At 40.6% G+C, this 23,815-nt stretch carries 28 protein-coding genes; 27 read left to right on the forward strand and 1 reads right to left on the reverse strand.

The window, feature by feature from the left end:
- Positions 1–139 precede the first annotated feature (139 nt).
- From C4S54_RS03040 to C4S54_RS03170, 27 genes are all read left to right on the forward strand, one after another.
- Positions 140–736, forward strand: coding sequence for a class I SAM-dependent methyltransferase (locus C4S54_RS03040; RefSeq protein WP_103868211.1), 597 nt, complete (start codon positions 140–142; stop codon positions 734–736).
- 45 nt (positions 737–781) lie between these two features.
- Positions 782–1,213: a hypothetical protein gene (locus C4S54_RS03045; protein ID WP_103868212.1), complete on the forward strand. Its 432-nt coding sequence runs from the start codon at positions 782–784 to the stop codon at positions 1,211–1,213.
- Between the two features lie 782 nt (positions 1,214–1,995).
- Positions 1,996–2,649, forward strand: coding sequence for a hypothetical protein (locus C4S54_RS03050; protein WP_103868213.1), 654 nt, complete (start codon positions 1,996–1,998; stop codon positions 2,647–2,649).
- 44 nt (positions 2,650–2,693) lie between these two features.
- On the forward strand, positions 2,694–2,915 hold the full coding sequence (locus tag C4S54_RS03055) for a hypothetical protein (RefSeq protein ID WP_026661844.1): 222 nt from the start codon (positions 2,694–2,696) through the stop codon (positions 2,913–2,915).
- 13 nt (positions 2,916–2,928) lie between these two features.
- Complete coding sequence (locus C4S54_RS03060; protein WP_103868214.1) at positions 2,929–3,126, forward strand: hypothetical protein; 198 nt, start codon at positions 2,929–2,931, stop codon at positions 3,124–3,126.
- 138 nt (positions 3,127–3,264) lie between these two features.
- Entirely contained in the window at positions 3,265–3,801 is a 537-nt protein-coding gene (locus C4S54_RS03065) for a flavin reductase (RefSeq protein ID WP_103868215.1), read from the forward strand.
- Positions 3,802–3,831: 30 nt separating this feature from the next.
- The gene (locus C4S54_RS03070; protein WP_103868216.1) at positions 3,832–4,149 is read left to right on the forward strand and encodes a glutaredoxin domain-containing protein; all 318 of its coding nucleotides are present in this window, start codon (positions 3,832–3,834) and stop codon (positions 4,147–4,149) included.
- Positions 4,150–4,551: 402 nt separating this feature from the next.
- Positions 4,552–4,956, forward strand: a complete 405-nt coding sequence (locus C4S54_RS03075; RefSeq protein ID WP_242973729.1) for a (deoxy)nucleoside triphosphate pyrophosphohydrolase — start codon at positions 4,552–4,554, stop codon at positions 4,954–4,956.
- Positions 4,957–5,073: 117 nt separating this feature from the next.
- Positions 5,074–5,634 (forward strand): hypothetical protein, encoded by a 561-nt coding sequence (locus C4S54_RS03080; RefSeq protein WP_103868217.1) that lies wholly within the window; start codon positions 5,074–5,076, stop codon positions 5,632–5,634.
- 158 nt (positions 5,635–5,792) lie between these two features.
- Positions 5,793–6,011 (forward strand): aspartate dehydrogenase, encoded by a 219-nt coding sequence (locus tag C4S54_RS03085; RefSeq protein WP_103868218.1) that lies wholly within the window; start codon positions 5,793–5,795, stop codon positions 6,009–6,011.
- Between the two features lie 15 nt (positions 6,012–6,026).
- Entirely contained in the window at positions 6,027–6,710 is a 684-nt protein-coding gene (locus C4S54_RS03090) for a hypothetical protein (protein WP_103868219.1), read from the forward strand.
- Positions 6,711–6,888: 178 nt separating this feature from the next.
- The gene (locus C4S54_RS03095; RefSeq protein WP_103868220.1) at positions 6,889–9,879 is read left to right on the forward strand and encodes a glycoside hydrolase family 3 protein; all 2,991 of its coding nucleotides are present in this window, start codon (positions 6,889–6,891) and stop codon (positions 9,877–9,879) included.
- Positions 9,880–9,890: 11 nt separating this feature from the next.
- Positions 9,891–10,286: a hypothetical protein gene (locus tag C4S54_RS03100; RefSeq protein WP_103868221.1), complete on the forward strand. Its 396-nt coding sequence runs from the start codon at positions 9,891–9,893 to the stop codon at positions 10,284–10,286.
- A 1-nt stretch (position 10,287) separates the two neighbouring features.
- Positions 10,288–12,663 (forward strand): glycoside hydrolase family 2 TIM barrel-domain containing protein, encoded by a 2,376-nt coding sequence (locus C4S54_RS03105; RefSeq protein ID WP_103868222.1) that lies wholly within the window; start codon positions 10,288–10,290, stop codon positions 12,661–12,663.
- Complete coding sequence (locus tag C4S54_RS03110) at positions 12,660–13,193, forward strand: hypothetical protein (protein ID WP_103868223.1); 534 nt, start codon at positions 12,660–12,662, stop codon at positions 13,191–13,193. Before C4S54_RS03105 ends, C4S54_RS03110 begins: the two co-directional genes overlap by 4 nt.
- Positions 13,186–13,908: a LytR/AlgR family response regulator transcription factor gene (locus C4S54_RS03115; protein WP_103868224.1), complete on the forward strand. Its 723-nt coding sequence runs from the start codon at positions 13,186–13,188 to the stop codon at positions 13,906–13,908. The genes C4S54_RS03110 and C4S54_RS03115 overlap by 8 nt, the downstream gene beginning before the upstream one ends.
- A 5-nt stretch (positions 13,909–13,913) precedes the next feature.
- Positions 13,914–15,191 carry an ATP-binding protein gene (locus C4S54_RS03120; RefSeq protein ID WP_242973741.1) on the forward strand — a complete coding sequence of 426 codons (1,278 nt, stop codon included), beginning with the start codon at positions 13,914–13,916 and terminating at the stop codon, positions 15,189–15,191.
- A gap of 581 nt (positions 15,192–15,772) precedes the next feature.
- Positions 15,773–16,159, forward strand: a complete 387-nt coding sequence (locus C4S54_RS03125) for a type II toxin-antitoxin system MqsR family toxin (protein WP_103868226.1) — start codon at positions 15,773–15,775, stop codon at positions 16,157–16,159.
- A 27-nt stretch (positions 16,160–16,186) separates the two neighbouring features.
- Complete coding sequence (locus tag C4S54_RS03130; protein WP_103868227.1) at positions 16,187–17,194, forward strand: Panacea domain-containing protein; 1,008 nt, start codon at positions 16,187–16,189, stop codon at positions 17,192–17,194.
- Positions 17,195–17,347: 153 nt separating this feature from the next.
- A complete protein-coding gene (locus tag C4S54_RS03135) occupies positions 17,348–17,671 on the forward strand; it encodes a multidrug transporter (protein ID WP_200821035.1) in 324 nt (107 codons plus the stop codon).
- 241 nt (positions 17,672–17,912) lie between these two features.
- Complete coding sequence (locus C4S54_RS03140) at positions 17,913–18,740, forward strand: MarR family transcriptional regulator (RefSeq protein WP_146059959.1); 828 nt, start codon at positions 17,913–17,915, stop codon at positions 18,738–18,740.
- A 75-nt stretch (positions 18,741–18,815) separates the two neighbouring features.
- Entirely contained in the window at positions 18,816–19,376 is a 561-nt protein-coding gene (locus C4S54_RS03145; RefSeq protein ID WP_103868229.1) for an alpha/beta hydrolase, read from the forward strand.
- A 168-nt stretch (positions 19,377–19,544) separates the two neighbouring features.
- Positions 19,545–20,021, forward strand: coding sequence for a hypothetical protein (locus C4S54_RS03150; protein ID WP_103868230.1), 477 nt, complete (start codon positions 19,545–19,547; stop codon positions 20,019–20,021).
- A gap of 565 nt (positions 20,022–20,586) precedes the next feature.
- Positions 20,587–21,840, forward strand: coding sequence for an ATP-binding protein (locus C4S54_RS03155; RefSeq protein ID WP_026664023.1), 1,254 nt, complete (start codon positions 20,587–20,589; stop codon positions 21,838–21,840).
- Between the two features lie 100 nt (positions 21,841–21,940).
- Positions 21,941–22,711 (forward strand): inositol monophosphatase family protein, encoded by a 771-nt coding sequence (locus C4S54_RS03160; protein WP_103868231.1) that lies wholly within the window; start codon positions 21,941–21,943, stop codon positions 22,709–22,711.
- A 196-nt stretch (positions 22,712–22,907) separates the two neighbouring features.
- Entirely contained in the window at positions 22,908–23,309 is a 402-nt protein-coding gene (locus C4S54_RS03165) for a hypothetical protein (RefSeq protein WP_103868232.1), read from the forward strand.
- A gap of 76 nt (positions 23,310–23,385) precedes the next feature.
- Positions 23,386–23,619 (forward strand): hypothetical protein, encoded by a 234-nt coding sequence (locus C4S54_RS03170; protein ID WP_103868233.1) that lies wholly within the window; start codon positions 23,386–23,388, stop codon positions 23,617–23,619.
- On the opposite strand, the gene C4S54_RS15910 is transcribed toward C4S54_RS03170, so the two are convergent.
- Entirely contained in the window at positions 23,612–23,761 is a 150-nt protein-coding gene (locus tag C4S54_RS15910; protein ID WP_160110659.1) for a hypothetical protein, read from the reverse strand. The genes C4S54_RS03170 and C4S54_RS15910 overlap by 8 nt on opposite strands.
- Positions 23,762–23,815 lie beyond the last annotated feature (54 nt).

The raw sequence follows: 23,815 nt of genomic DNA on the forward strand, positions 1-23,815 counted from the left end.
CAGGAAATATGGATACAATATAAAAAGACAGCTGATAAAGCTTTTGATCATATTCCCTGCGGCCTCTGCTTTGGCAGCGTGGATATGCTCAGGTTTGCGATGAAGAAGAATTGTTGAGTGAAGATATAGGAGAATTCATATGTTTTGGGATAAGGTTTCACCATTATATGACTTGTTTGAAAATGTATATAATTATAAGGTTTATTCTGGTACGGGGAAAAAGGTCGCTGAATTTATCGATCCGACAGATGAGGTCCTTGAATGTGCGTGCGGAACGGGAGCTATTACTGTCTGCATTGCCGAAAAGTGCAGGAAACTTATAGCGACTGATTTTGCGCCAGGGATGCTTAAACAGGCTGCACGAAAGTGTCGAAAGTTCAATAATGTGAGTTTTAAGAAAGCAGATATCACAAACATCAAGTGCAGGGATGATCGTTTTGACAAGGTGGTTGCCGGCAATGTGATCCATTTATTGTCGGATCCGGGGAAGGCACTTGCAGAGATTGAAAGGGTAGTAAAGCCTGGTGGGAAGATAATCATACCTACATACATCAACATGTCAAAGAAGTCAGCAGGTTTAGCGGTGAAATTCATAGAGTTTTTGGGAGCAGATTTCAAGAAGCAGTTTGATATTGATTCATACAAGTCGTTCTTTACGGCTATGGGATACGATAAAGTAGAATACCATGTTGTTGACGGAAGAATGCCCTGTGTAATTGCAGTGATAAAGAAATGATCATGTGCATCTAAAAATCAATGCAGAAAGATGGGGAAAAGAATAATGAGTAATGTCAAAATAGCACTGATTTGTTTACTAATTTGTTATGTTCTTGTTACGTGGGTGGGGATTGCCCACACCATATTTAATATCAAGGTTCTTCACATGAAATCTATGAAAGAGAGCCCGGGCATGGGAGAGGGCTATGAGAAGACGAAGCCTTGGCATCCGCTTTACAATATTATCTTGTTTTCTCTGTTCGGATGGATATATATGAGAAGCACTGCAGCCCCAACGCTTCAGGAGGCACTTATTACCGGTGCTGTCTGGGCTGTTATCTGCATCGTGATAGATCTTGTTGGCTGGGTTCTTATCAAACACCCATGGAGATTGACGTTCAAAGAATTTTACGTGGACTATCAGCCATGGATCACATTGATCTATCTTGCAATATTTGCTGGTCCTGTGATGGGATTTCTATTATTGAGCTTGTAAAAGACAGATGGCATCGAGTTTGTCACTGGGGATGTTTCTTTTTGTTTCTGATGATCCATTCTTTTACTATCCTCAATACAGAAAAGAATATGACTTAGAGCGCTTTTCAAGGATGTTGATGATACATGAATATGGACATACAATACAGTCATTACTTCTTGGCCCATTGTACTTGCTTTTAGTAGGTATTCCATCAATCACATGGAGTTTTTTGCCAATATTCGTAAGGAAGAGAGCGCGCAATAGAATATCTTACTTTTCCGCTTATCCGGAAAGATGGGCAAATCAGCTAGGTGAAAAAATATCTGGGGAAATATCTATTGGAGAGCCAGTGTGACTAGGACTTATTTTGAAAAGAACATCGGGATACAAATAAAATACCGATATAACCTTCTGGTAGCTTTTGTTCTGCTACTATCCTATTTCTTGTAATATAGGCAGTGTATTTTAGATTATTACTACACCAGAGCAGATACGCGGTGTCATCGGAATTAAGGCTGGTGAGAGGAAAGAGCCTGTGAAGAAAAGGGCAAGACAATAGGGTGTTTCCTATGAGTGTACGGATAAGAATGCTGATAATATGTCATCTTATCCGTACAAACGGTCAGTAGACAGCTCTAATCCCACATGAAATACGGATAAGATGGCGTACAACCTGTAATCTTATCCGTACAAGGAAAGAGTAAAGAGCTGAGGGAAAAGAACAATGAGAGTTTTTTTCTTTACATTGAAATAGTATTATTGAGAGGTTATGTTTTATATGCTTGGGAGGAAAGTTTTTAATGGGTAAAAAGAAAGTAACTGGTTTTGATTTTTTATGGTGTGCGCTGTATGCATGCGCGGCTTTTTCAATAGAATTGCTGTTACAGTTCGTTGAAGGGAAGATGGGGATTGATGTAAGCAACTACAGCTCATCGCAAAACATAATTCATTGGGTAATAACTACAGCATTGTGGATCATTGCTGGATTTATAGTAATCTATATTGGAAAGAAAACAACAGACTTCGATATCTGGGAACACCGTGAAAAAATAAAGGGATGGCAATACATAGCACTCTTGGTGTGCTTCGTTGTAAATATCATTGCGAAGTATTTGGATTGGAATGGTTTTAAAGTTCTTATTGAATGGAATTCCAAGGAACCGCTCTTATTTGTATTCCAATATATTTATTACCTGGCAGAAGGATTCCTTATTTCTCTTGTTATTGTCTATGGTCAGAAGGCGTTTGAGAAATGGTTTAAGAGCGATAAGATTCCTTATGGAGGAATTGTTCTTGGACTGATATGGGGATTATTCCACATATTGACTAAAGGAAGCGTGCTTGTTGGTATTTTTTCTGCAGTGGCTGGTTTTCTATTTGGAACAGCATATCTTTTTACAAATAAAGATTATAGGAAAGCATTACCTATCATTACGCTACTGTTCATTTCATGACTGCTTGGTGCGTGCGTATATAGAGTGTAATTAGAGGAAGAGGCATGAAGTCAATTCTTATCAAAGATACAACTAAAGAAGAACGTGAACAGATAGTGAAGAACTCTCTTGACTGCGGAGGTGGTTGTGAGAATTGTTCTTCGTGCTGGCTTGGAGGCGGAAGTCCCTGGGACATATATCAGGATTACATTGATGGTAAAAAAGAAATTCGTGAGATAAACATGGAGTATATGGAAAAATACCGTCAGGACAGGCAGATACACTGAGGAGATTGTTGTTATGGCAAGTGCACCTGAGATAGGAAATTCCACTTTGGAAGAGCGCAGAGCATATATAAAGGAAAGATATCCATGTATTTCTGATTGCGATATGTGCGGACTTTGTAAGGTGTTTCGCGGAAAAGATGCAGAAACAGCATATAAAGATTACATAGATGGCACCAGGAGTTTTCTTGAAGTCTCTGCGTATTACAAATGAATGATGATAAAACAGACCTCTTGAAATTGACGGTACACATGATGCAATCAGATTGCGTAAAATGCATACAATTTCAGAGAGGTTTTTTGTTATTGATAGCGCAGTCAGATATTGTTTTGAATTATGGAGGTTACGAAAATGAAGGAAAAAATCAATGTAACTGATTATGCCAACCTTATTACAAAGGCACTTCCCAAGGGAGTCCTGTTAAATACATTTGCTGATGACAGGTTTAATTCAATGGTGATAGGCTGGGGACATCTTGGAACACTGTGGAATAAGCCTACTTTTCATGTGTATGTCCGCCAGGGTAGATTTACCAAGGGACAGCTTGATAAGGCGGGCGAATTCACAATCAGTGTTCCGCTTGAAAATCCGGATCCTCAGATAAATAAGATCTGTGGATGGCAGTCGGGCTTCAATGTTGACAAGGTAAAAGAGGCAGGGCTTGAGCTGGTGGATGCTGATACCATCAAGACTCCTGGAGTTAAGCAGTATCCTCTGACCATAGAGTGCAGAGTACTTTATGCGCAGGATCAGGATCTTTCAAAGATTCCTGAAGATATTAGAGAAAAGACATATCCTCAGGATGTTGACGGAACATATCCCATGGCAAACAGAGATTTCCATACCATGTATGTTGGCGAGATAGTTGATGCGTATATCATCAAATAAAGAAGTTGAGTTTTAATTGGAGGATTTGAAATGTTAAAAATATATGGAAGTGAGATGTGCCCAGATTGCATAGAATGCAAGTACAATCTGGACAGAAACAATATAGAATATGAAAACATCGACATCACAAAGAGCCTTAAGGGCCTGAAAGAGTTTCTTAAACTACGCGATAAGGATGAGATTTTTGATGAGGCCAAGGAGAATGGATATATTGGGATTCCTGCGCTTGTGACTGATGAAGGAAAACTCACTCTGGATTGGGAAGGCTTTTTTATCCAGCAGGGAATTGAGGTTGTTCACCCTGGGGAAACGGGAGCAGCCTGTGGAATAGATGGCAAGGGATGCTGATAAGTGGCCCATTAAAGTGGGAAAGCATTCCTTTCAGGCATGAGCAAATATGGTGGGAAAAGATTGACGTACGGATAAAGATATATTTGATGTGTTACTTTATCCGTACGATGGTGTTGTAAAAAGGTCATTTGACATGTGATGTACGGATAAAAATGCTAATAAAGTGCCATCTTATCCGTACAAACGGCGCAGGAAGAGCTCTTTTGGCAGATAATGTACGGATAAAAATGCTAGTAACGTGTAATCTTATCCGTACAAGGAAAGAGAAAGGAGCCAAAGATAACCATTTTGTACGGATAAAAATAAAGAATACCGCTGAACTTATCCGTATGCTGATAAGTGGCCCATTGGGGACGGGGTATGTGGTCCATGGACCACATACTAGACAAAGAGGCAGTTATGGACACTTCAAGAAAGACAATAAATGTAGTTGCTGCGCTGATCAGAGACGGCAAAAGAGTCTTTGCCACAGCGAGGGGCTATGGAGATTATAAAGGCTGGTGGGAGTTTCCAGGAGGCAAGGTTGAGCCTGGAGAGAGCCCTGAAGATGCTCTGGCAAGGGAAATCAGGGAAGAGCTTGATTCTGAAATCAGCGTTGATGAGTATATAAGCACAATCGAATATGATTACCCGGAGTTTCACCTGTCCATGCGTTGCTATTGGTGCAGCCTGATATCGGGCAATCTGGTGTTAAAAGAAGCAGAGGATGCCAGGTGGCTTGATGTAGATACCATTGATTCAGTAAAATGGCTTCCGGCTGATATTACATTGATAGATGAGATCAAGAAAAGAATAAGCAAGTAAAAATTGTACTGGAGCAAAGTTCCCGTACATGGCTTTTTTAATACTCTTTTAATAAATATGGTACTTTTTCTAGGGTATAATCAATATGTTGTTATTATTTTTATGAGGAGGAGAAAGATGAAAAAAGTATCACTTTTATTAACAGTAGCTATTTGTGCAACACTATTAGGGTGTGGAAAGACAGAAAACGCCGATGCCGGAGCGGCAACAGCAGTTTCTGCAGAAGCCATCGAAAGCGTTACAGAATCAGCGTCTGTACCTGAAACTGACACAGCTTCGACTAGTTTTACTGAAGCCTTAGAGGATGACGGCACATATTGGATGAGCGGATATTTAAGAGCTTCAGATAAAGATAGCGCAGGAGAACCGGACGAATCAGGGGTTCTTCAGGCAATCATATACGAGGCATATATCGAAGATGATATTCTTACGGTAAAAGGTGTTACCAATTTTAGAAATGACATAGCTCAGGATCCTGTAGGAATGAATGATGTAGATGAAGCAGCATTCATCATTACTGATCAGACAGTCTTCCAGATGGTCGGCGGCGAAGACGGCCCTGAGGACGTGACAAAAGAAGAGTTTGCACAGTACTTGAAAGACTGCGCAGATTCCGGTTTGCTTCTCGACATTCAAGTTAGCGGCGCTCAAGTTGTCGTAGCCCAGATTTGTGCATAATATGAAGCTCTCTATATTAAAATAATGAATGGCCCGTATCATATGATACGGGTTTTTTATTACGAATGCTTCCGCATTATACATGCCCAAAACAATTTCTATTGTGTTATGCTTTTTTACAGAACATGATACAGAACAATACCAGTGAGGATTTGAAAATGAGTAAGTTTAGGATTCCAAAAACTAATTCCGTACCTTATGACTCTGACAAACAGATAGCCGTAATTAAGTGTAGTATCTGCACCGGTGAGCAGGTAGCAGGGTTTAAGAGTAAAGAAGATGGTCATTTCACTGAGGTAATGTTGATCAGAGATGCTAAGGATTTGGAAATGTTCAAGAAAATGTACAAAGTAACAGAGGTAAAAAAGGAATACTAAAGAGGAAAAGAAAAGATGAGTAAACTAAAAGTTTGCCTTAGGCATATTTCGGAAGTGTTTTTGTATGAGTATTACTGTTTGGGAGATGATGAATATGAGATATCCGATGAGGATACATTGACACCTCACAAGGAGAAGGCAAAAGAACAGTTGCTTGCAGGGAATTATTCTGGGGCCCAGCAGGAATGGCTTAGTGCACACCTTGAGAACCCTGTGGACATGGAAACAATCCTCGGAATTATTTTGTGTTGTAAGCAACTTGGAGATGCAGATGGTGAATATTCCTATAGCACAGAATCTTATAATTACTGCTGCACAAGGGCTGAGCTTGCAGCTTATTACAGAAACCTTGGATGGTATTACCTGGAAAAATACAAGCCGGAAGTATCTGCAGCATGTTATCTCTATAGCAAATATTTTGGCGAATCCCAACAGGCTGATGCTGAACTGGAATTCCTGGAGAAGGCTGTAGGTAAGAAAGTTGCAAAGAAAGATCTGCCTCAGATTCAGAAGATTCTTAAGGATAACCAAATTCCGACAGAGGCTAACCCTGTAACCCTTGCACTTTTGTACAAGGCAGCAGAGGAAGCGGCAGAAGGCAGAGACAAAGACCAGGCGCTTGATTGCTATAGAATGGTTTATGATCTTACTGCTGATAAAGAGATTGGAAAAAGAATTGAATCCCTTGAATCAAGGTAAGAACTAAAAATCTCCCCTATCCACTGCCTACCAATGTGTAGCATACAAATTTCCAATACAACCAAACAGTTTATGAACCATGAATTACAGGTTGTGAACAACCTATTGTTACTGCCTCCAAAATCAGATAATGTTGGCCACAGGAAGTATTTTATGTATTTATGGAGGTATGTAAAAAATGAGTAAACATTCCAAGTTATGGACTGGTTTGGCATCTGTCAGTACATGCTGTCTGGTACTGTCAAGCGTTGGATTTAACTGTATGTTGGGGTATTCGGGTACAGTTAATCAGGCTTTGGGGATTACTACCAGTAAGGTTGTAAATGATGGCGATACGTCAGAAGATACAACATATTTTGAAAGTGATTATGGCGAATTAAATTCTGAGAATCTTCAGACACTTATCAGGGAGACTTACGATGAGGCGGTTCAGGAAGAGGCAGAAGGAGCAGTTTTATTAAAAAATGATAACAACGCACTTCCACTTTCATCTGATGAAACAAAAGTAACTCTTTTTGGACACGCGGTGGCACAGCCTTTATACAAGAGTTCATCTGCAGGTTCAAAGGCCTATGAAACATCTGAGGGTATTGACCTGTACACAGCTCTTTCTGAGCAGGGATTTGAGATCAATGACACGCTTTACAATGCATATGCCCAATCCTCAACAGAGAGAGGAACCGGCAAATATGACTTTTTAACTAATACTACAAGCGTATTATCAATGGGTGAAGAAGACATCTCTTTCTATACAGATGATCTTAAGGCTTCATTTGCAGATTACAGCGATGTTGCAATCGTAATGCTTGCAAGAGAAGGCGGAGAAGGAATGGAGCTGGCTCTCGAAGACAGCTTTGAAGGAATCAGCCAGTTGGCACTTCATCAGGAGGAAAAAGACCTTCTGAATATGATCAACGAATCTGGCGTATTCGATAAGGTAATTGTGCTGATAAACAGCGGTAATCCCATGGAGCTTGAGTGGCTCGATGAATATGGAGTCGATGCATGCCTTTGGATCGGTGAGCCGGGTCAGAGAGGATTTGAAGCAGTTGCACAGATTCTGAACGGCAATATCAATCCATCAGGATCACTGACAGATACATATGCTGCTAATTCACTTTCAGCACCAGCAGTTGTAAACGGAAGCTTCAATAACCAGACATGGGCTAATCTTGATGAAGTACTTGCAGCTATAGATGATGCTGATGCCGGAATATCTTATTCAACAGTTCAGGCAGAAGGCATCTATGTTGGATACAAGTACTACGAGACAAGATATGAAGACAGCGTTCTCGGACAGGGCAACGCAACTTCATCTGCTGGTTCATCTTTTGGAAAAGATTGGAACTATGCTGCGGAAGTTACATACCCATTTGGATATGGACTTTCATATACTACTTTTGAAAAGACACTTGATAGCGTAACAATAAATGGAGACGAAATAACAGTTAATGTAACTGTGAAAAATACAGGTGATGTCGCCGGTAAGACTTCTGTGCAGATATATGCTCAGACTCCTTACGGAGATTATGAGAAAAAGAATCTGGTAGAAAAATCTGCTATCCAGCTGCTCGATTTTGGGAAGACAGATACACTTGAACCGGGGCAGTCACAGACACTTAGCATTACTTGTGATAAGTACCTCCTTGCAAGCTACGATTACACAAATGCAAAAGGATATATCATGAGCGAAGGCGATTATTATATCGCAATCGGTGATAATGCACATGACGCGCTCAATAACGTTCTTGCAGCAAAGGGCGCAGAGAAACTTACTGATGAAAATGGTCAGCAAGTAACAGGAAATGCAGCTAATGTATACACATGGAGCGAAGCATTAGATACAGAAACATATAAGACTTCACAGTACACAGATGAAGTTGTTACAAATCAGTTCGAAGAAGCTGATCCTAATTACTGGCAGGAAGGCACAGTTACTTATCTGTCAAGAAACGACTGGGAAGCTACATATCCAACATCTGCTACACAGCTTACACTTAATGATGAGATGATCGAGCTTCTTGCAGGTAATTATTATGAAAAGAGTGAAGATGCACTTTCTGTAGCTGATTTCACTCAGGGCGATAACATAGGAATGCCGCTTGCTGCACTTATCGGGCTTGATTATGACGATGAGGCATGGGATACATATTTGAACCAGTTTACAATATCTGAGCTTACAAGCCTTCTGTCAGATAACTTTGGTACAACTGAGATTGCTTCTGTGGGTAAGCCAGCCATTGTTGCAGGCGATGGACCTGATGGTGTTGGCGGTACATATAACGAGAGCAAATATGGAACAAGCGTACAGGATACATGTTTCCCAACAGAGATAGTCCTTGCTTCTACATTTAATAAAGACCTTATGTACAATAGAGGCAAGCTCATGGCCAATGAGTGTATGTATCTCGGAATGGAAGAAGACTGGATGCCTGGAATTAACATCCACAGAACACCATTTGGTGGCAGAAACTTTGAATACTATTCAGAAGATGCAGTTATGAGTTATCTCTGTGCTATTCCTGAAGTAGTTGCTATGGAGGAAAGAGGCGTTCAGGCCGGTGCCAAGCACGTAGTTGGTAATGATCAGGAAAATAACAGAGAAGGAATCGCAGTATTCTTTAACGAACAGGCATTTAGAGAGACATCTCTAAGAGCAGCCGAGGGAGCTATTGCAGCAGCCGGTGGAAAAGCTCTTATGCATGGCTTTAACAGACTTGGCCTTGTATGGTGCTCAGAGAGTACAGCACTTTGCAGCCAGGTAATTGAGAAGGAATGGGGATTTGTTGGACAGCAGGAAACTGACGCTGTAGCCGGTGCCGAGGGTACATATAAGTGGCATCTTACAAGTGCAGTTGCAGCCGGTGTAGATCAGTTCTGCCTTGATTTCTCCGGTTCAGTTGGAACAACTATTGCAAAACAGATCACAGAGACTGATGATGGAGATCTTTTGGCACTTGTCAGAAAGTCAGCACATGATTACCTCTATACAGTTGCAAACAGCAGCGTTATGAACGGATACAGCGTTGATTCTAAAATCGTATCTGTAACACCCTGGTGGCAGCCACTTATGATTGCTTTGATCGTGGTATTTGCTGCACTTGACATTTTGTTTATATTCATGGATCTGAAGAAACGCAGAAATGTAATTGAGATTGTTAAGGAATGAGGTGGACGAATATGAAGAATTTTTTTGCAAAAAAATCATATGGCTTTTGTGCCGTAGTGCTTTCGCTTATTGTTGCAGTTATATCACTTGTCAGATACCTGGCATGGGCGCCTGCTCATAATGCCACAAACTCCCTGGTGGTAGCTGCACTTGTGATAGGAATTGTATTAAATGTTATTGTAATGATCAGGGACGAGGACCTTTTGATTGTAGCTGCAACAGCTTGCTATTCATTTGCGGTATTCAGACATCTGGCTGATCAGGTCGGATCATTCGTAGATGCATTTCAGGGCATAAATATGTTCGGAGATGCCACACAGGTCGGAAACATAGTGTCTATAGCAATTGTTATGGGCATTGGAGTGTTACTTACAATAGTTAGTGGATTTTTAAGAAGAGAAGTTTAATATGAAGAGAATATGCTTAAACGACAACTGGAAATGTTTTGTTACAGGGAAAAGAGATACCGCCATTGACGTAAATCTTCCCTATGATGCGATGCTTTTGGATGGAAAGGATGACGCAAGCGTCACTGGAGTAAACCTTGGATGGTATGTGCCACAGGATTACTCTTTTGAAAAGACTCTTTTGGCTCCAAAGGAATGGGCAGATCAGATCACTGTTCTGTATTTCGAAGGTGTCTATCACAAGGCAACTGTATATGTAAATGGCGTCAAAGCTGCTTACCAGGATTATGGTTACACCGGATTTTATGTGGATGTGACGAAGCTTCTGAAATATGGTGAGGACAACACTATTCTTGTAGAGGCTATAAATACTGATCAGCCCAATAGCAGATGGTATACAGGAACCGGTATTTACAGGCCTGTATGGCTATACCAGATGCCACAAAAGCATATTCTCATAAACGGAATTAAGGTTGATACCCTGTCAATAGATCCTCCTGTGATAAAGGCTGCGGTTAGCACAAACTCTGAAGGCCAGGTGACATGCGCCATAGCAGAACTTGATACAGAGGTAAAAGAAATAACTAACGCCGATGGTGTAGCTGAGATCACCATGAAGCTTCCAAAAGCAGAACTTTGGAGCCCCGAAAATCCCAAGCTTTATGACCTTAAGGTAAGCTTTGGTGATGATGTCAGAACTGAGCGTATCGGAATCAGAACCCTTGAATTCAATGCTAAAAAAGGCTTTGCCATCAATGGAAAAAGAGTGATACTCAGAGGCGCATGCATTCACCATGACAATGGTATTCTCGGAGCAGCCGGACATGAGTTCTCTGACTACAGAAAGATCAGACTCATGAAGGAAAATGGCTATAATGCAGTGCGCAGTGCTCACAATCCATGCTCTGAGGCTATTCTTAGAGCATGCGATGAAATGGGCGTCCTGATGATGGATGAGTACGTCGATGCCTGGTATATCCACAAGACCAGATACGACTATGCTACATCAGTTGAAAAGAACTACAAAACAGACTTAAAGGCCCTTGTAGATAAGGATTACAATCATCCAAGTGTGATCATGTATTCAACCGGTAATGAAGTTGCAGAGACAGCTCAGGCAAGGGGTATCGAGCTGTGCGGTAACATGACTGACTACCTCCATGAACTTGATCCTTCAAGACCAGTATCATGTGGAATCAATATCTTTTTTAACTTCTTAAGTTCAATGGGACTTGGCATCTACTCTGATAAAAAGGCGGAGCAGGAAGTTAAGAATGTCAAAAAAAAGAAGGCGGTTGGCAGTGAATTCTTTAATAACCTTGCAGGGATACTTGGCGCAGATTTCATGAAGTTTGGAGCAACTCTGTATCCTTGCGATGTACTGACTAAAGACGCCTTTGCAAGAATGGATTTTGCAGGGTACAACTATGGAATCAACAGATATGTCCATGATCTAAAGAAATATCCTGACCGATTGATACTAGGAAGTGAGACATTTTGCAGCGATGCTTACAAATTCATGGAGCTTGCTGCAGATGAGCCCAGGATAATAGGTGACTTCGTGTGGTCAGGTATGGATTACCTTGGAGAAGTAGGCGTTGGAAGCTGGGAATATCAGGACTATGCACCGGATTTTAGCCACGGAAAAGGATGGGTGGCAGCAGGTTCCGGAAGAGTTGATCTCACAGGTAAATCTCTTTCTGAAGCTGATTACACCCGCGTAGCCTTTGGACAGATGGATATTGCAATAGGTGTTATCCCTGTTAAATATGCTGATCAAAAACACTCTCCATCCGCATGGAAGATGACAAATGCCATGGCCAGCTGGTCATGGGAAGGATGCGAGAATATGAAGACCAGGGTAGAAGTCTATGCCCGCGCATACGAGATAGAGCTTTTATTAAACGGTAAGACAATTGGTAAAAAGAGAACCCAAAACGATTGCAGAGTAGTGTTTGATGTTACTTATATGCCGGGTGAACTTAAGGCTGTGGCATACGCTGAAAATGGTAAAGTAATTGCTACAACAGCTCTTTTAACTGCAGGGGAAAAGACCCAGTTAGTAGCAGAGCCTGAGCTTACAGCAATAAATAGTGACGGCGATCTTGCTTATGTTCGACTTAAGTTTACGGATCAGTCAGGTGAGTTAAAGCCTCTTGAAAGAGATCACATTAAGGTCAGCGTAACCGGCGGAGAGCTCATTGGCCTTGGCAGCGCCTGCCCATATTATGAGGGAAGCTATCTGGATGATGTCTGTGACACATACTACGGTGAAGCACTTGCTGTAATAAGACCTGTAAGTAAAGGAAACATGGTGGTAAATGCAGTTTCACTTAATAAAAATCTGACAGCGACAGCCACTGTAGAGGTAAGATGATGAATAGAGAAAAGATAAAGAAGTTACTATTTCAGTTTGTTAAGTTTTATCTCTTTTCTCTTTTGGTTACACTGCTTCAGTATTTACTGCTCACTTTTTTGCCCACAATAATTAATAACAACACAGATTGGTGCAGTGTACCTTGTCAGCTTTTTAGGGTAAAATTGGGTATAGTAGATACGTACATTTTTAATTATCCGGTAACCGGAGATGAAACTGGTGGAATGGGATATTTTGCAGCCTTTGCGATTACTTTGTTTATCGCTCAGTGCGTCAATTTCCCAATGCAGAGAAATGTTACCTTTAAGTCTCACGGAAATGTTTGGTATCAGGCAATGTGGTATGTCATAGCATTCGTTGCAATAACAGTAGTGTGCAGCGTGCTGATGTCTATCTATGTTCCTATCTGTAAGCAGTTCCTTGAGCCTGCCGTTTATAACATACTCATAACTGTTATAAATGGCGGTGTGCAGATGGTAATATATTTCCCGGTTTATAAGATTATTTTTCCAGAGGTAGAAAGTGATTAAAATCGCTGTTGTAGATGACGATCTTAATGAACAGCAAAAATTATCAGATATGTTTACAAGACTTGGTGGAGAGATAGGGATCGACCTGTCTGTCGTTACGTTCTCAGACAGGGAGTCTTTCCTGTCCGGGTACGACAAGAGCTATGCGATGCTCTGTCTCGACATTGAGCTTAATACAGAAGATGATAGTGATAATGGAATTGAACTTGCCAAAAAAATAAGGCAGGTCGATTCTGATGTCATTATCATCTTTATTACTAATCTGGCTCAAATGGCTATCAAAGGCTATGAGGTCAGGGCTTTTGATTTCATAGTAAAACCTGTCAATTACGGTGATTTTGCCATGAAGATGAGGAATGCTCTTGGTTTTTATCAGGGGCACAGGTCAGAGAGCTTCAAAGTTCAGACAGAGCATGGCTTTGTCATGATATCAAGTGACGATCTCTATTACATAGAGGTGAACGGTCACTATATTTACTATCACACTACCAATCAGGTTTACAAACAAAAAGGCACGCTAAAAGAGATAGAGGGTAAGATATCAGAACTGCCCTTTAAGAGGTGTAACAACTGCTATCTGATCAATCTTAAACATGTAAGTGGTGTGGATAAGGATGATGTAATTGTAGGCGGAGACAGACTTAAGATAAGCCGCCCCAAAAAGAGGGAGTTCTTGCAGGCAATTGCTGAATACATGGGAGGTAAGATTTTGTGAATACCATGTTTGAAATATGGGATCTAATTTCATATGCAGTACAGCTGATATTGTCCGGAACTATAGTGATCATTTTTAGCCCAAAGAAAAAATACTGGGGACTGCGCTATGCTGTTTCAGCAGCTCTTTTCATTTTGGTATCTCTTTTTATGAATCATTTTTCCAGGAATATCATGGAGGTAATAGGTTTTGTAGGCTACTGGTCCCTATACATAGCGGGAGTATTATTCCAGATATTCATGTGCACGGAGTACAACGTCAGGCAGGTTCTGTACTATTCCATTGTAGCTCTTGCAGTGCAGCATGTTGCCTTTGATATATGCGAGATCTTCGATGCGATATTTGGCAGAATACAGGTAATAGACATAGTTGTCTACATTCTTATCTATGGAATTTTTGCCTTTGTTATCAAAAGAATCTTTGCCAAGATGGAAGCCAAGAGCTTTAAGCAGACAGATCTGGTGCCGATCATAACGATCATGATGATCGTGCTGTTTGTAAGTGTCATGTATAAAGGCAATACCTTTTATGACGTGGAATTCTCCTGGAATTATGTATATTACAGGATTGTTGATGCTCTTTGCTGCGTATATATTCTGTGGACACAGGGTACAAGGCGGCTCAGCGAGTACTATGCAAGCGAGCTTGAAGGTATCAATAAGGCATTCATGGTCCAAAAGGAGCAGTTCAAGATCAAGCAGGAGACCATCGACAGTATCAATAGAAAGTGCCATGATCTGAAGCATCAGATCGAGGCTATTCATCACATGGAAAAGGACAGCGACAAAGAGGCTTTCTATAAAGAACTGAAGAAAGATATCATGATCTACGACGTGGCCATAGATACCGGTAACGAGGCCCTTAATGTCCTGATGATGGACAAGGGGCTGTACTGTTGCGAACATGATATACAGCTAAGCTGCATGGCCGACGCGGGTTCCCTCTCATTCATGAAACTCGAGGATGTCTATGCCATATTCGGAAATGCTCTGGATAACGCCATTACAGCGGTTGAGAAGATAAGTGACAAGGAAAAGAGAGTTATAAATCTGAAGGTACTTAATCAGAACAATATGTTCATGCTGCAGCTTCAGAACTATTACAATGGTGTCCTGTCATTTGAAGATGGCATGCCCCTCACAACCAAGACAGACAAGACCCAGCACGGCTTTGGCGTCAAGAGCATCAGATATCTTGCCGAGAAGTACGGCGGCACTATGACAGTAAATGCCAAGGACGGCATATTTACCCTGCAGATATTGCTTCCAATAATGGAACAGTAGGAGATGGTAAAAGAGCTGTTTTTGGGGGAGGTTCTAGGAGTGAGATTCGGTTCGGAAGTGAGATTCCAGCGGCGTACGGATAAGATCAGTCTTAGAACACGATTTTATCCGTACATTTCCCAGGAAAAGAGCTGTTTTAGGAGCGAGATTCTAGCGACGTACGGATAAGAACAGTCTTAGAACATGATTTTATCCGTACATTTCCCAGAAAAAGAGCTGTTTTAGGGGTGAGATTTCAGCGACGTACGGATAAGATTGGTCTTAGAACATGCTTTTATCCGTACAATCCCTAAGAAAAGATCTGTTTTAGGAGTGATATTCCAGCGACGTACGGATAAGATTGGTCTTAGAACATGATTTTATCCGTACAATCCCCAGAAAAAGAGCTGTTATAGGAGTGATATTCTGGCGATGTACGGATAAGAACAGTCTTAGAGCATGATTTTATCCGTACATGACAGACTATAGCGCAAGACTCACGCCTGATAAATGATTGGATATTGACAAAAAGCAATCATATTGCTACGCTAATGATAGAAAAAATTAAAAAAACCATCGCAGGCTCTGTGGAGGATGAAGTATTGAACATAGATCAGAAAGACATAGAGCAGTATCTTTCCGAGGTGAAGAAAGCTGTTGAAAAGGATAATTACCGGATAGATCGAAACGCTAGACGTCAGGATAACATCAATCTGTTTCTGGATTATGTTATCGACGAGGCAAAAGCCAAAGAAATAATATTGAGCCTTACTGCAATGGATTTTTCGGAGATCCTGCAGAATGAGCATAAAGGTTTTGAACACGAAAAACTGTATGTATTTGGCAAGGATGTAATCCTTTTGGAGAGGAATGGATCAGAAGAAAAAACAGTATCTCTGTATATCAAGTTTAACAAGCTGGAGAACTGTTTCGTAATCATCATTTCGTTCCATGAACAGAAATATCCGCTTATGTACTATTTCAGATAATCAGGAGGCAAATCGGAGGTAACCATTATGACAGAGAAGGGAAGAAGAGATTTCTGCATAGAGTGCAGGAAAGAGACCGAGTACCTTTTACAGAAGAAGGACATCGTGAAGAATATAAGGGATAAGGAATATACCTTTGCAATTACTGTGGCTGTCTGCGCCGAATGCGGGGAGGAAATGAGCATTCCTGGTCTTATTGATAAGAATGTTCAGGAAATCGATGAACAGTACAGGGTGGCAGAGGGTCTTGTATTGATTGACGATATCGAAAAGCTCATGAAGATATATAAGATCGGAAAGGCTCCGTTGTCCCTGGCACTTGGGTTTGGAGAGGTGACGATTCCGAGATACCTTGAAGGGCAGGTGCCTTCCAAAGAGTATTCAGATATCATGAAAGCAGCGCTTTCATCCCCGGCATACATGAAGCAGAAGCTCATGGAAAACAGGGAGAAGCTGACAGATGCGGCTTACAGGAAAGCTTTTGCCGCGGCAGAAAGCATAGAGAGCTTGTTTTCTGTATCAGATAAGATGCTCCGGGTGATCGCATATATTTTTGAAAAGTTGGAAGAAGTAACGCCTCTCATGCTTCAGAAGCTACTTTACTTTATCCAGGGCGTGTATTCCGCATTGTATGGAAGACCAATCTTTGAAGAGGATTGCAGGGCATGGGTACACGGCCCAGTCTATCCGGAGGTATACGAGCTGTTCCGGGATTTCAAATATAATCCAATCGATGATGCGCGGTTCGCACTTCTGGAAGGAACAGAGGATGCGCTGACGGATGACGAGAAGCGGGTGATCGACCTTGTTGTGAACACGTTCGGGATGTATGGCGGAAAGGTGTTGGAAAGGATTACTCATAATGAGGATCCGTGGATGGAAGCGAGAAAAGGATATGGCGACAGCATTCCCTCTAATGAGCTTCTGCCTAAAGAGAGGATCATGAAGTATTATATCCTGATAAACCAAAAGTATGGAATAGATACGGAGGATGGTTTGCGGACATATATTCATGATATGCTTGGTAAGGCATAAAATGGGATTAACCATAGATGGAATCTAGCGACTCATATAGCACTAGATTCCTTTTTTCTATATAATTGAATGAGTGATTGAGGTAAGCAATGGGAAATGAAAACGGAACCTGGATGTGGATATTCAGGATAGAAGTCATTTTGTTTGAGAGGTTTGAGTAGTATAGACGTAAATGAAAAAGACTGGAAGCTTTTCAGAAAGTACCTTCCTGATTGGCAGGAGAACTACATGGAAAAGCTGATCAAAGACTACATTGAGTTTCTCAAAGGTGATGGGCTTGCATCTGACAAGTTCTGGGAGCTTGATAAGAAGATTAAGGCAGACAGGAAGAATCCAGGAGTTCTTTTGCAGGATGTCAGAAGATCAAATTTCCATGTGCATCTGGCGTCATTGGTGGGCTATGAGGTTATCTCAATGAAGGACCTTGATGGATTCAGTGATGAGACTAAAGAAATAGTAGAGCGTATGGTTAGATGAGTTCAGAATGGGGTTTGATATCACTGAGATTTGTAAGATAGTAACATAAATATTGAACGATAACATATTTAATGTTACTATAAAAGAAAAATGTTATCGAGGTGATATTATGCTGGAAAATGCTTTAAAAAAAGCCTTTGGTATAAACTGTCATTTGGAACAAATTAAACTAAAAGGGCTACCTTTATACATGGTGTCTGGAAGAGTCTTCTATAGTGCTGTAATGGGAGATGCATCATTTTTGATTGTCAAATTGTCAGACCAGGAGAAATTCGGCGTTGTGGCATTTAAAAAGCAGCTTTCTCAGTACATGGAAAAGACAGGGCTTAATGTGGCATTTTGCTTTGATGACATCACAAGAGTACAAAGAGATGCGTTGATAGCAAAAGAGATTCCGTTTATTTCATTACCGGATCAGATTTTTTTGCCTTTCCTTGGGGTAATGCTTAGTAATAACTTAAAAAGAAAAATGATTGTGTCTACAGACAAAATGATGCCAGCAACGCAATGCCTTTTTCTTTATCTGTTATACAAAAGTGGAAATGACTTTTTCATAAAAAAGCAGGCTGCAGATGATCTTGGATTGACGAAAATGTCAATTACCAGAGCTTCAGAGCAACTTAAGCAGATGGACCTTATCAGAGAAGAACGAGCAGGAAAAGAGATAAGGATGGTTCCTAACTATAGAGGGCGTGAGCTATTTGAGGTAGCAAAGGATTATCTGATCAACCCAGTGCAGAAGATTGTTCATACTAAGATTACAAAAGAAGAAGGATTATTCATCGCCGGAGAAACGATGCTAAGCAGACATAGCATGCTTGCTGCACCAAGCGAGGATGTATATGCTGTCGTTAAAGGCAGCGATATTGTGAGTGGCTTTGAAGAGATAGATACGAGATGGCAGGATGATATTATGACGAGTAGAGTAGAACTTTGGAAATATGATCCGGGACTATTTGCAAATAATGGCGAAGTAGATCCAGTATCACTTGCCATGAGCCTGTCAGACAATTCGGATGAACGTGTTGAAGGCGAATTACAAAGCTTTTTGGAGGAGTATAAATGGTAGCGGGAATTGATTCTTTTAGAGATAAAATCAGAGGATTTGAAGATTACTAAGCCATATTTTTAGAAGGATTGGAAGATGTGTAGTGAGAAACTTGTAGTAATATTTCCTGGTATGGGATATAACGGGGACAAACCTCTTTTGTATTACACTAAGAAGCTGGCCAAGGCAGCAGGCTATGACGTGATTGATGTTACATATGAGCTGCCGGTTAAGGCAAAAGATATTCTTAATGACAAAGAAGGAATGAAGGCAGCATTTGAAATTGCAGCAAAGCAGGTAGAAGAGCAGCTTGGTGAAGTTGAATTTGAAAAATGTGAGAAGATTCTTTTTGTAGGGAAGAGTATAGGCACTGCTCTTGCTGCTTATTATGATAAAACTTATAACATCGGTGCCACGCAGCTTGTATTTACTCCGGTTCCTCAGACATTTGATTTTTTGAGAGCTGAAAGCGGAACAGTGTTTCACGGCAATGCGGATCCCTGGTGTAAGACAGATATTGCCAAGGCACGATGTGAAGAGCTTGGACTTGAGCTGGTAATAGTAGAAAAAGGAAATCATTCTTTAGAGACCGGGGAAGTAATCAGTGATATTCAGGAAATGGGGAATGTCATGAAAATAGTAGGAGCAATGCTATAAAGCAACTATTACTTGCAATAATGGAACAGTAGGAGATATGTCACGGGAAGTAATTCTAAATTCACAAAAAATGTTTTGATAAAACTAAAAAAGTAGTATGATTATATTCTTGTGTCGGAGAATCCGGCAGAATATAAAAGAATTATAGTTATACGAAAGGATTTAGAAATGAAAAAGACATTAGTAAGCCTTGTTGCAGTATCAGCACTCATACTTTCACTTACAGCATGCGGCACTGAGACAGGCACAGCAACATCCACAGAGAACATATCAGTTACAGAAACTACTACAGAACAGGCAGGAGTTCAGGGTGAAGATGTATCCGGAGAACAGCTCACATCAGGGAATATCACAGCACTTAAGCTTTCATCAGATGAAGCTGTAACACTTTTTCCGGGACAGTGTGATATCACAAGCTATCTCATTCCGGAGATCACCGATACAGCAATCTTCAAACCCGGAGATGTGACATTTATCAGCACAAATCCTGAAGTTGCAGAGATCAATTTCACTAAAGCTTCAAGAAACAACAATCTCTACTTCTCAATCGATGCAATAGCTCCCGGAGAGGCAGAAGTTTACGCTGTTACAGCTGATGGCACAGTAGAATCTGTACATAAAAAAGTAATTGTATCTGCGAGATAATTTTAAAATCAAGGCTCACGCCTGATAAGGTAAAAGAAATCTTTCATTTCATGATGCAGGAGTATGTCCTTCCTGCTTTTGCACTTTTTCCTCCATGTTTGAGGTAACAAATTGTGACCTCAAACATTCTCATCTTTTTTCTTAGTTGCTTCGCGCTCTCATCCGATTTGCTCGAAGAATTTAAATAACCAAGCTTGAAATATCAAGTGACCGAGGAAATCCCCTTTCATACACAGGTGCTTCTTCAGCGCTATGTATGGGGCGCGGGGTAAAAGAAATACCGGATTGCTTTAAAAACTGATGAATAGAGGAGATTGAGAGTGGTTTTATGCCACTCTCTATTTTTATGCCTACTCAGGATCAGGCAAAGGCTGGGGATACTCAGCAGATGAACTTCATGTAATTGGATTTCCTGAGGGAGAGGATGGCTACACGCTTCCTGGATGGTATGATGACCCCAAAATGCGTCAAGACGCAAAAAATGGTAATAAAATATTGACATAGAACGAGTTGAGAGCTATCCTATTACCAGAAAATGCGTCAAGTTGCAAAAAGAGGTAATATGATGTTGATAAAAAGAGATGTATACTTAAATAAGCTTATTGAACGACAGAATAATGGAATGGTAAAGGTTATCACCGGAATCAGGCGCTGTGGCAAATCATTTTTATTATTCAAGTTGTATAAGGAGTATCTTCTTAACAGTGGTGTTGGTGCTGATCATATAATTGAGATTGCACTTGATGGTATCGATGTTGATGAATTGCGTGAACCTAAGGCGTGTTATAGATACATTAAGGAAAAAATCCTTGATGGCGAGAAATATTACGTTCTTTTGGACGAAGTTCAATTCATGGACAGATTTGAGGAAGTATTAAATAGTCTTTTGAGAATAGAGAATGTTGATGTATATGTCACGGGAAGTAATTCTAAATTTTTGTCCAAAGACATTATTACTGAGTTCAGAGGCAGAGGTGATGAGATACATATATATCCACTCACCTTTGCTGAGTTTTATTCTGCTTTTAGTGGTGAATACGATGATGCCTGGGATGAGTATTTGAATTATGGTGGACTACCAGCTCTTATTGACATGAATAATGCCAAACAGAAGATGGACTATCTCAAAGGCATCTTTGATAACGTTTATATGAAGGATGTTATTGATCGTAATAAGATAAAGAATAAGGATGAGATCAATACACTTGTAGATATACTTGCATCTGCGATTGGATCTCCTACTAATCCTACAAAGATATCAAATACTTTTGCGACGGAAAGACATAGCAGCTATACACATAAAACAATATCAGCACATATAGACTTTTTGGAAGAGGCATATCTAATATCAAAGGCAAACAGGTATGATATCAAGGGTAGGAAATACATAGCTGCTAACCTTAAATACTATTTTACTGATGTTGGACTTAGAAATGCCAGATTGAATTTCAGGCAGCAAGAGCCAACGCATCTTATGGAAAACGTTGTTTACAATGAACTTTTGGCAAGAGGATATTCCGTGGATGTTGGTATCATAGAAGTTAATCAGAAGAATAGTGAGGGTAAAAGCGTGAGAAAACAGCTGGAAGTGGACTTTGTGACCAACATGGGTAATCAACGGTACTATATCCAGGTCGCATACGATCTTTCTACTGAAGAAAAACAACAGCAGGAATACAATTCGTTTAGATACATTCCTGACTCTTTCAAGAAAATTGTACTTGTAAATGGATCGTCAAAACCATGGAGAAATGATGAAGGATACGTAATCATGGGAATGAAGTATTTTCTTCTAAATAGTGACAGTTTGGAATTCTAATATATGAAGCCGCTATCTATTCCTCAGCAAGAATCAGGACCTTAAGGATGTAGCTGTCTCAAACGAAAGGCAGATCAAAAGAAGAATAGGTTAAAAGAAAATGAAAATTGATGAGATTATTGAAATAGTAAGAGAGGCCGGAAATATACTACTGACAGCAAAACGCCCTAAGGTGATGGAAAAGTCCGGGCATGCAAATTTTGTAACTGAAACAGACGAGAAGGTTCAGAGATTCCTTGTGGAAAAGTTGAAGGCGGTGCTGCCTGAGGCTGAGTTCCTTGGAGAAGAAGATGGGCAGGATGTCTTTTCCGCTAAGATGGCAAGCGGATACTGCTTTGTTATAGATCCCATAGATGGAACATCGAATTTCATCTATGCGTATAGACCTTCAGTTGTATCTGTGGGACTTCTCAAGGATGGAAAGCCATACATGGCCGTTGTCTATAATCCCTATGATGACATGATGTTCTCTGCGGTAGCAGGCCAGGGCGCCTACATGAATGGTGAAAAAATAATGTCATCAGAGGAACCACTTTCTGATCAGCTTGCATGCTTTGGAACCGCTCCTTACTACGAAGAATATAGAGACAGATCTTTTGACATAGCAAAAAGACTCCTGCCTCAGTGCGTCGATCTTCGAAGATCCGGAACTGCTGCATGGGATATGTGCTGCGTTGCCCTTGGAAGATGCGGACTATACTTCGAACTGAAGATCCAGATCTGGGACTACGCGGCAGCAGCGCTTATCGCCAAGGAAGCAGGCTGCAGCGTGACAGACATTGAAGGAAATCCCCTTTCATACACAGGTGCTTCTTCAGCGCTATGTATGGGACGCGGGGTAAAAGAAATACCGGATTGCTTTAAAGAATGAACAAAAAGCAAGCATAAAAGAGTGCGCATGGATACTGGTGCGTGAGAGATGATTTTAAAGCACATCTCCTCAGCCTAGTGTTCATGCGCTTTTTCATTGTGGAAATTATTGGACAATTGATAGTTTAAAATTTGAATCATAGAAAAGCAGTTGGGGGAAGATAACAATAGTTTTGTGAAAGGAAAAGGTGATTCTTATGAAAAAAATGATTATTGTATTATCTTCCATTACAGTTATGACTCTTATGCTTTTGGTTAGTAGCATTAGAGTGGATGCTGAAAGTTACGAGGAGTATTGCGAAAGATGGCTTCAGAAACAGCGTGAGCGTGATGAAAAATACATGGATGAGCTTGAGGCTGATGGGAATCTGACGCAGGAAGCAATTGATTCCATCAGTAAAGGAACTTCTAAGAGAAAACCTAATCGTAAATCAAATTCAAGTTCTAATAAAAACAGCGGTTCCGGAAGCTCTTCAACCTGTGGAGGCACTACTTCCGGGAGAGGATGGGTATACTCAGCAGATGAACTTCATGTAATTGGACTTCCTGAAGGAGAGGATGGCTACACGCTTCCTGGATGGTATGGGGATATCGATTAACAGATTCATAGTTGGGGGCGGGGAATGATCATATATCATTTCCTGCCTTGTGCCATTTGGGAAAGGCGGTGGTAACATGTTAGCTATTTTTGAATTACTTCTTGCAATAATCATTGTTGCAGTGAGACATTATTTGAAGAATAAAGAAAAATACCAGGTAAAGATAAAAAGAATCTTGTTGAAAGTGGTGGCCACAGTATTGGCACTGCTTCTTACAATTACAGTGCTACTGCAAGAGTTGATTCAGCAGCTGCTCAACAAGATCAGCAATCAGGAAAAGAAATTGAAACAAATAGACAAGGTCAAATAGAGAAAGCAAAGACAAGAGCTGCTGGTTTCTTGTTCTGAAGCATCTTAACATATTCTTTTAAAAGCCTTTCCATATACGCTTCCTGCCATTCAGGAACCTTATCCATGAACAATTTCCAATCAGCTTTTGTAATGCCATTCATAATTATAGAACTCCTGTGGTTATCATTTTGTAAATGATCATAGCACATATCTAC

This window comes from Butyrivibrio sp. Su6 (genome assembly GCF_900108105.1).
Classification (GTDB): Bacteria; Bacillota; Clostridia; order Lachnospirales; family Lachnospiraceae; genus Butyrivibrio.

Bases quoted from the DNA above. Each gene is read 5' to 3' on its own strand.
- C4S54_RS03040 (WP_103868211.1), top strand. From the start codon at position 140: ATGTTTTGGGATAAGGTTTCACCATTATATGACTTGTTTGAAAATGTA.
- C4S54_RS03045 (WP_103868212.1), top strand. From the start codon at position 782: ATGAGTAATGTCAAAATAGCACTGATTTGTTTACTAATTTGTTATGTT.
- C4S54_RS03050 (WP_103868213.1), top strand. From the start codon at position 1,996: ATGGGTAAAAAGAAAGTAACTGGTTTTGATTTTTTATGGTGTGCGCTG.
- C4S54_RS03055 (WP_026661844.1), top strand. From the start codon at position 2,694: ATGAAGTCAATTCTTATCAAAGATACAACTAAAGAAGAACGTGAACAG.
- C4S54_RS03060 (WP_103868214.1), top strand. From the start codon at position 2,929: ATGGCAAGTGCACCTGAGATAGGAAATTCCACTTTGGAAGAGCGCAGA.
- C4S54_RS03065 (WP_103868215.1), top strand. From the start codon at position 3,265: ATGAAGGAAAAAATCAATGTAACTGATTATGCCAACCTTATTACAAAG.
- C4S54_RS03070 (WP_103868216.1), top strand. From the start codon at position 3,832: ATGTTAAAAATATATGGAAGTGAGATGTGCCCAGATTGCATAGAATGC.
- C4S54_RS03075 (WP_242973729.1), top strand. From the start codon at position 4,552: ATGGACACTTCAAGAAAGACAATAAATGTAGTTGCTGCGCTGATCAGA.
- C4S54_RS03080 (WP_103868217.1), top strand. From the start codon at position 5,074: ATGAAAAAAGTATCACTTTTATTAACAGTAGCTATTTGTGCAACACTA.
- C4S54_RS03085 (WP_103868218.1), top strand. From the start codon at position 5,793: ATGAGTAAGTTTAGGATTCCAAAAACTAATTCCGTACCTTATGACTCT.
- C4S54_RS03090 (WP_103868219.1), top strand. From the start codon at position 6,027: ATGAGTAAACTAAAAGTTTGCCTTAGGCATATTTCGGAAGTGTTTTTG.
- C4S54_RS03095 (WP_103868220.1), top strand. From the start codon at position 6,889: ATGAGTAAACATTCCAAGTTATGGACTGGTTTGGCATCTGTCAGTACA.
- C4S54_RS03100 (WP_103868221.1), top strand. From the start codon at position 9,891: ATGAAGAATTTTTTTGCAAAAAAATCATATGGCTTTTGTGCCGTAGTG.
- C4S54_RS03105 (WP_103868222.1), top strand. From the start codon at position 10,288: ATGAAGAGAATATGCTTAAACGACAACTGGAAATGTTTTGTTACAGGG.
- C4S54_RS03110 (WP_103868223.1), top strand. From the start codon at position 12,660: ATGATGAATAGAGAAAAGATAAAGAAGTTACTATTTCAGTTTGTTAAG.
- C4S54_RS03120 (WP_242973741.1), top strand. From the start codon at position 13,914: ATGTTTGAAATATGGGATCTAATTTCATATGCAGTACAGCTGATATTG.
- C4S54_RS03130 (WP_103868227.1), top strand. From the start codon at position 16,187: ATGACAGAGAAGGGAAGAAGAGATTTCTGCATAGAGTGCAGGAAAGAG.
- C4S54_RS03145 (WP_103868229.1), top strand. From the start codon at position 18,816: ATGTGTAGTGAGAAACTTGTAGTAATATTTCCTGGTATGGGATATAAC.
- C4S54_RS03150 (WP_103868230.1), top strand. From the start codon at position 19,545: ATGAAAAAGACATTAGTAAGCCTTGTTGCAGTATCAGCACTCATACTT.
- C4S54_RS03155 (WP_026664023.1), top strand. From the start codon at position 20,587: ATGTTGATAAAAAGAGATGTATACTTAAATAAGCTTATTGAACGACAG.
- C4S54_RS03160 (WP_103868231.1), top strand. From the start codon at position 21,941: ATGAAAATTGATGAGATTATTGAAATAGTAAGAGAGGCCGGAAATATA.
- C4S54_RS03165 (WP_103868232.1), top strand. From the start codon at position 22,908: ATGAAAAAAATGATTATTGTATTATCTTCCATTACAGTTATGACTCTT.
- C4S54_RS03170 (WP_103868233.1), top strand. From the start codon at position 23,386: ATGTTAGCTATTTTTGAATTACTTCTTGCAATAATCATTGTTGCAGTG.
- C4S54_RS15910 (WP_160110659.1), bottom strand. From the start codon at position 23,761: ATGAATGGCATTACAAAAGCTGATTGGAAATTGTTCATGGATAAGGTT.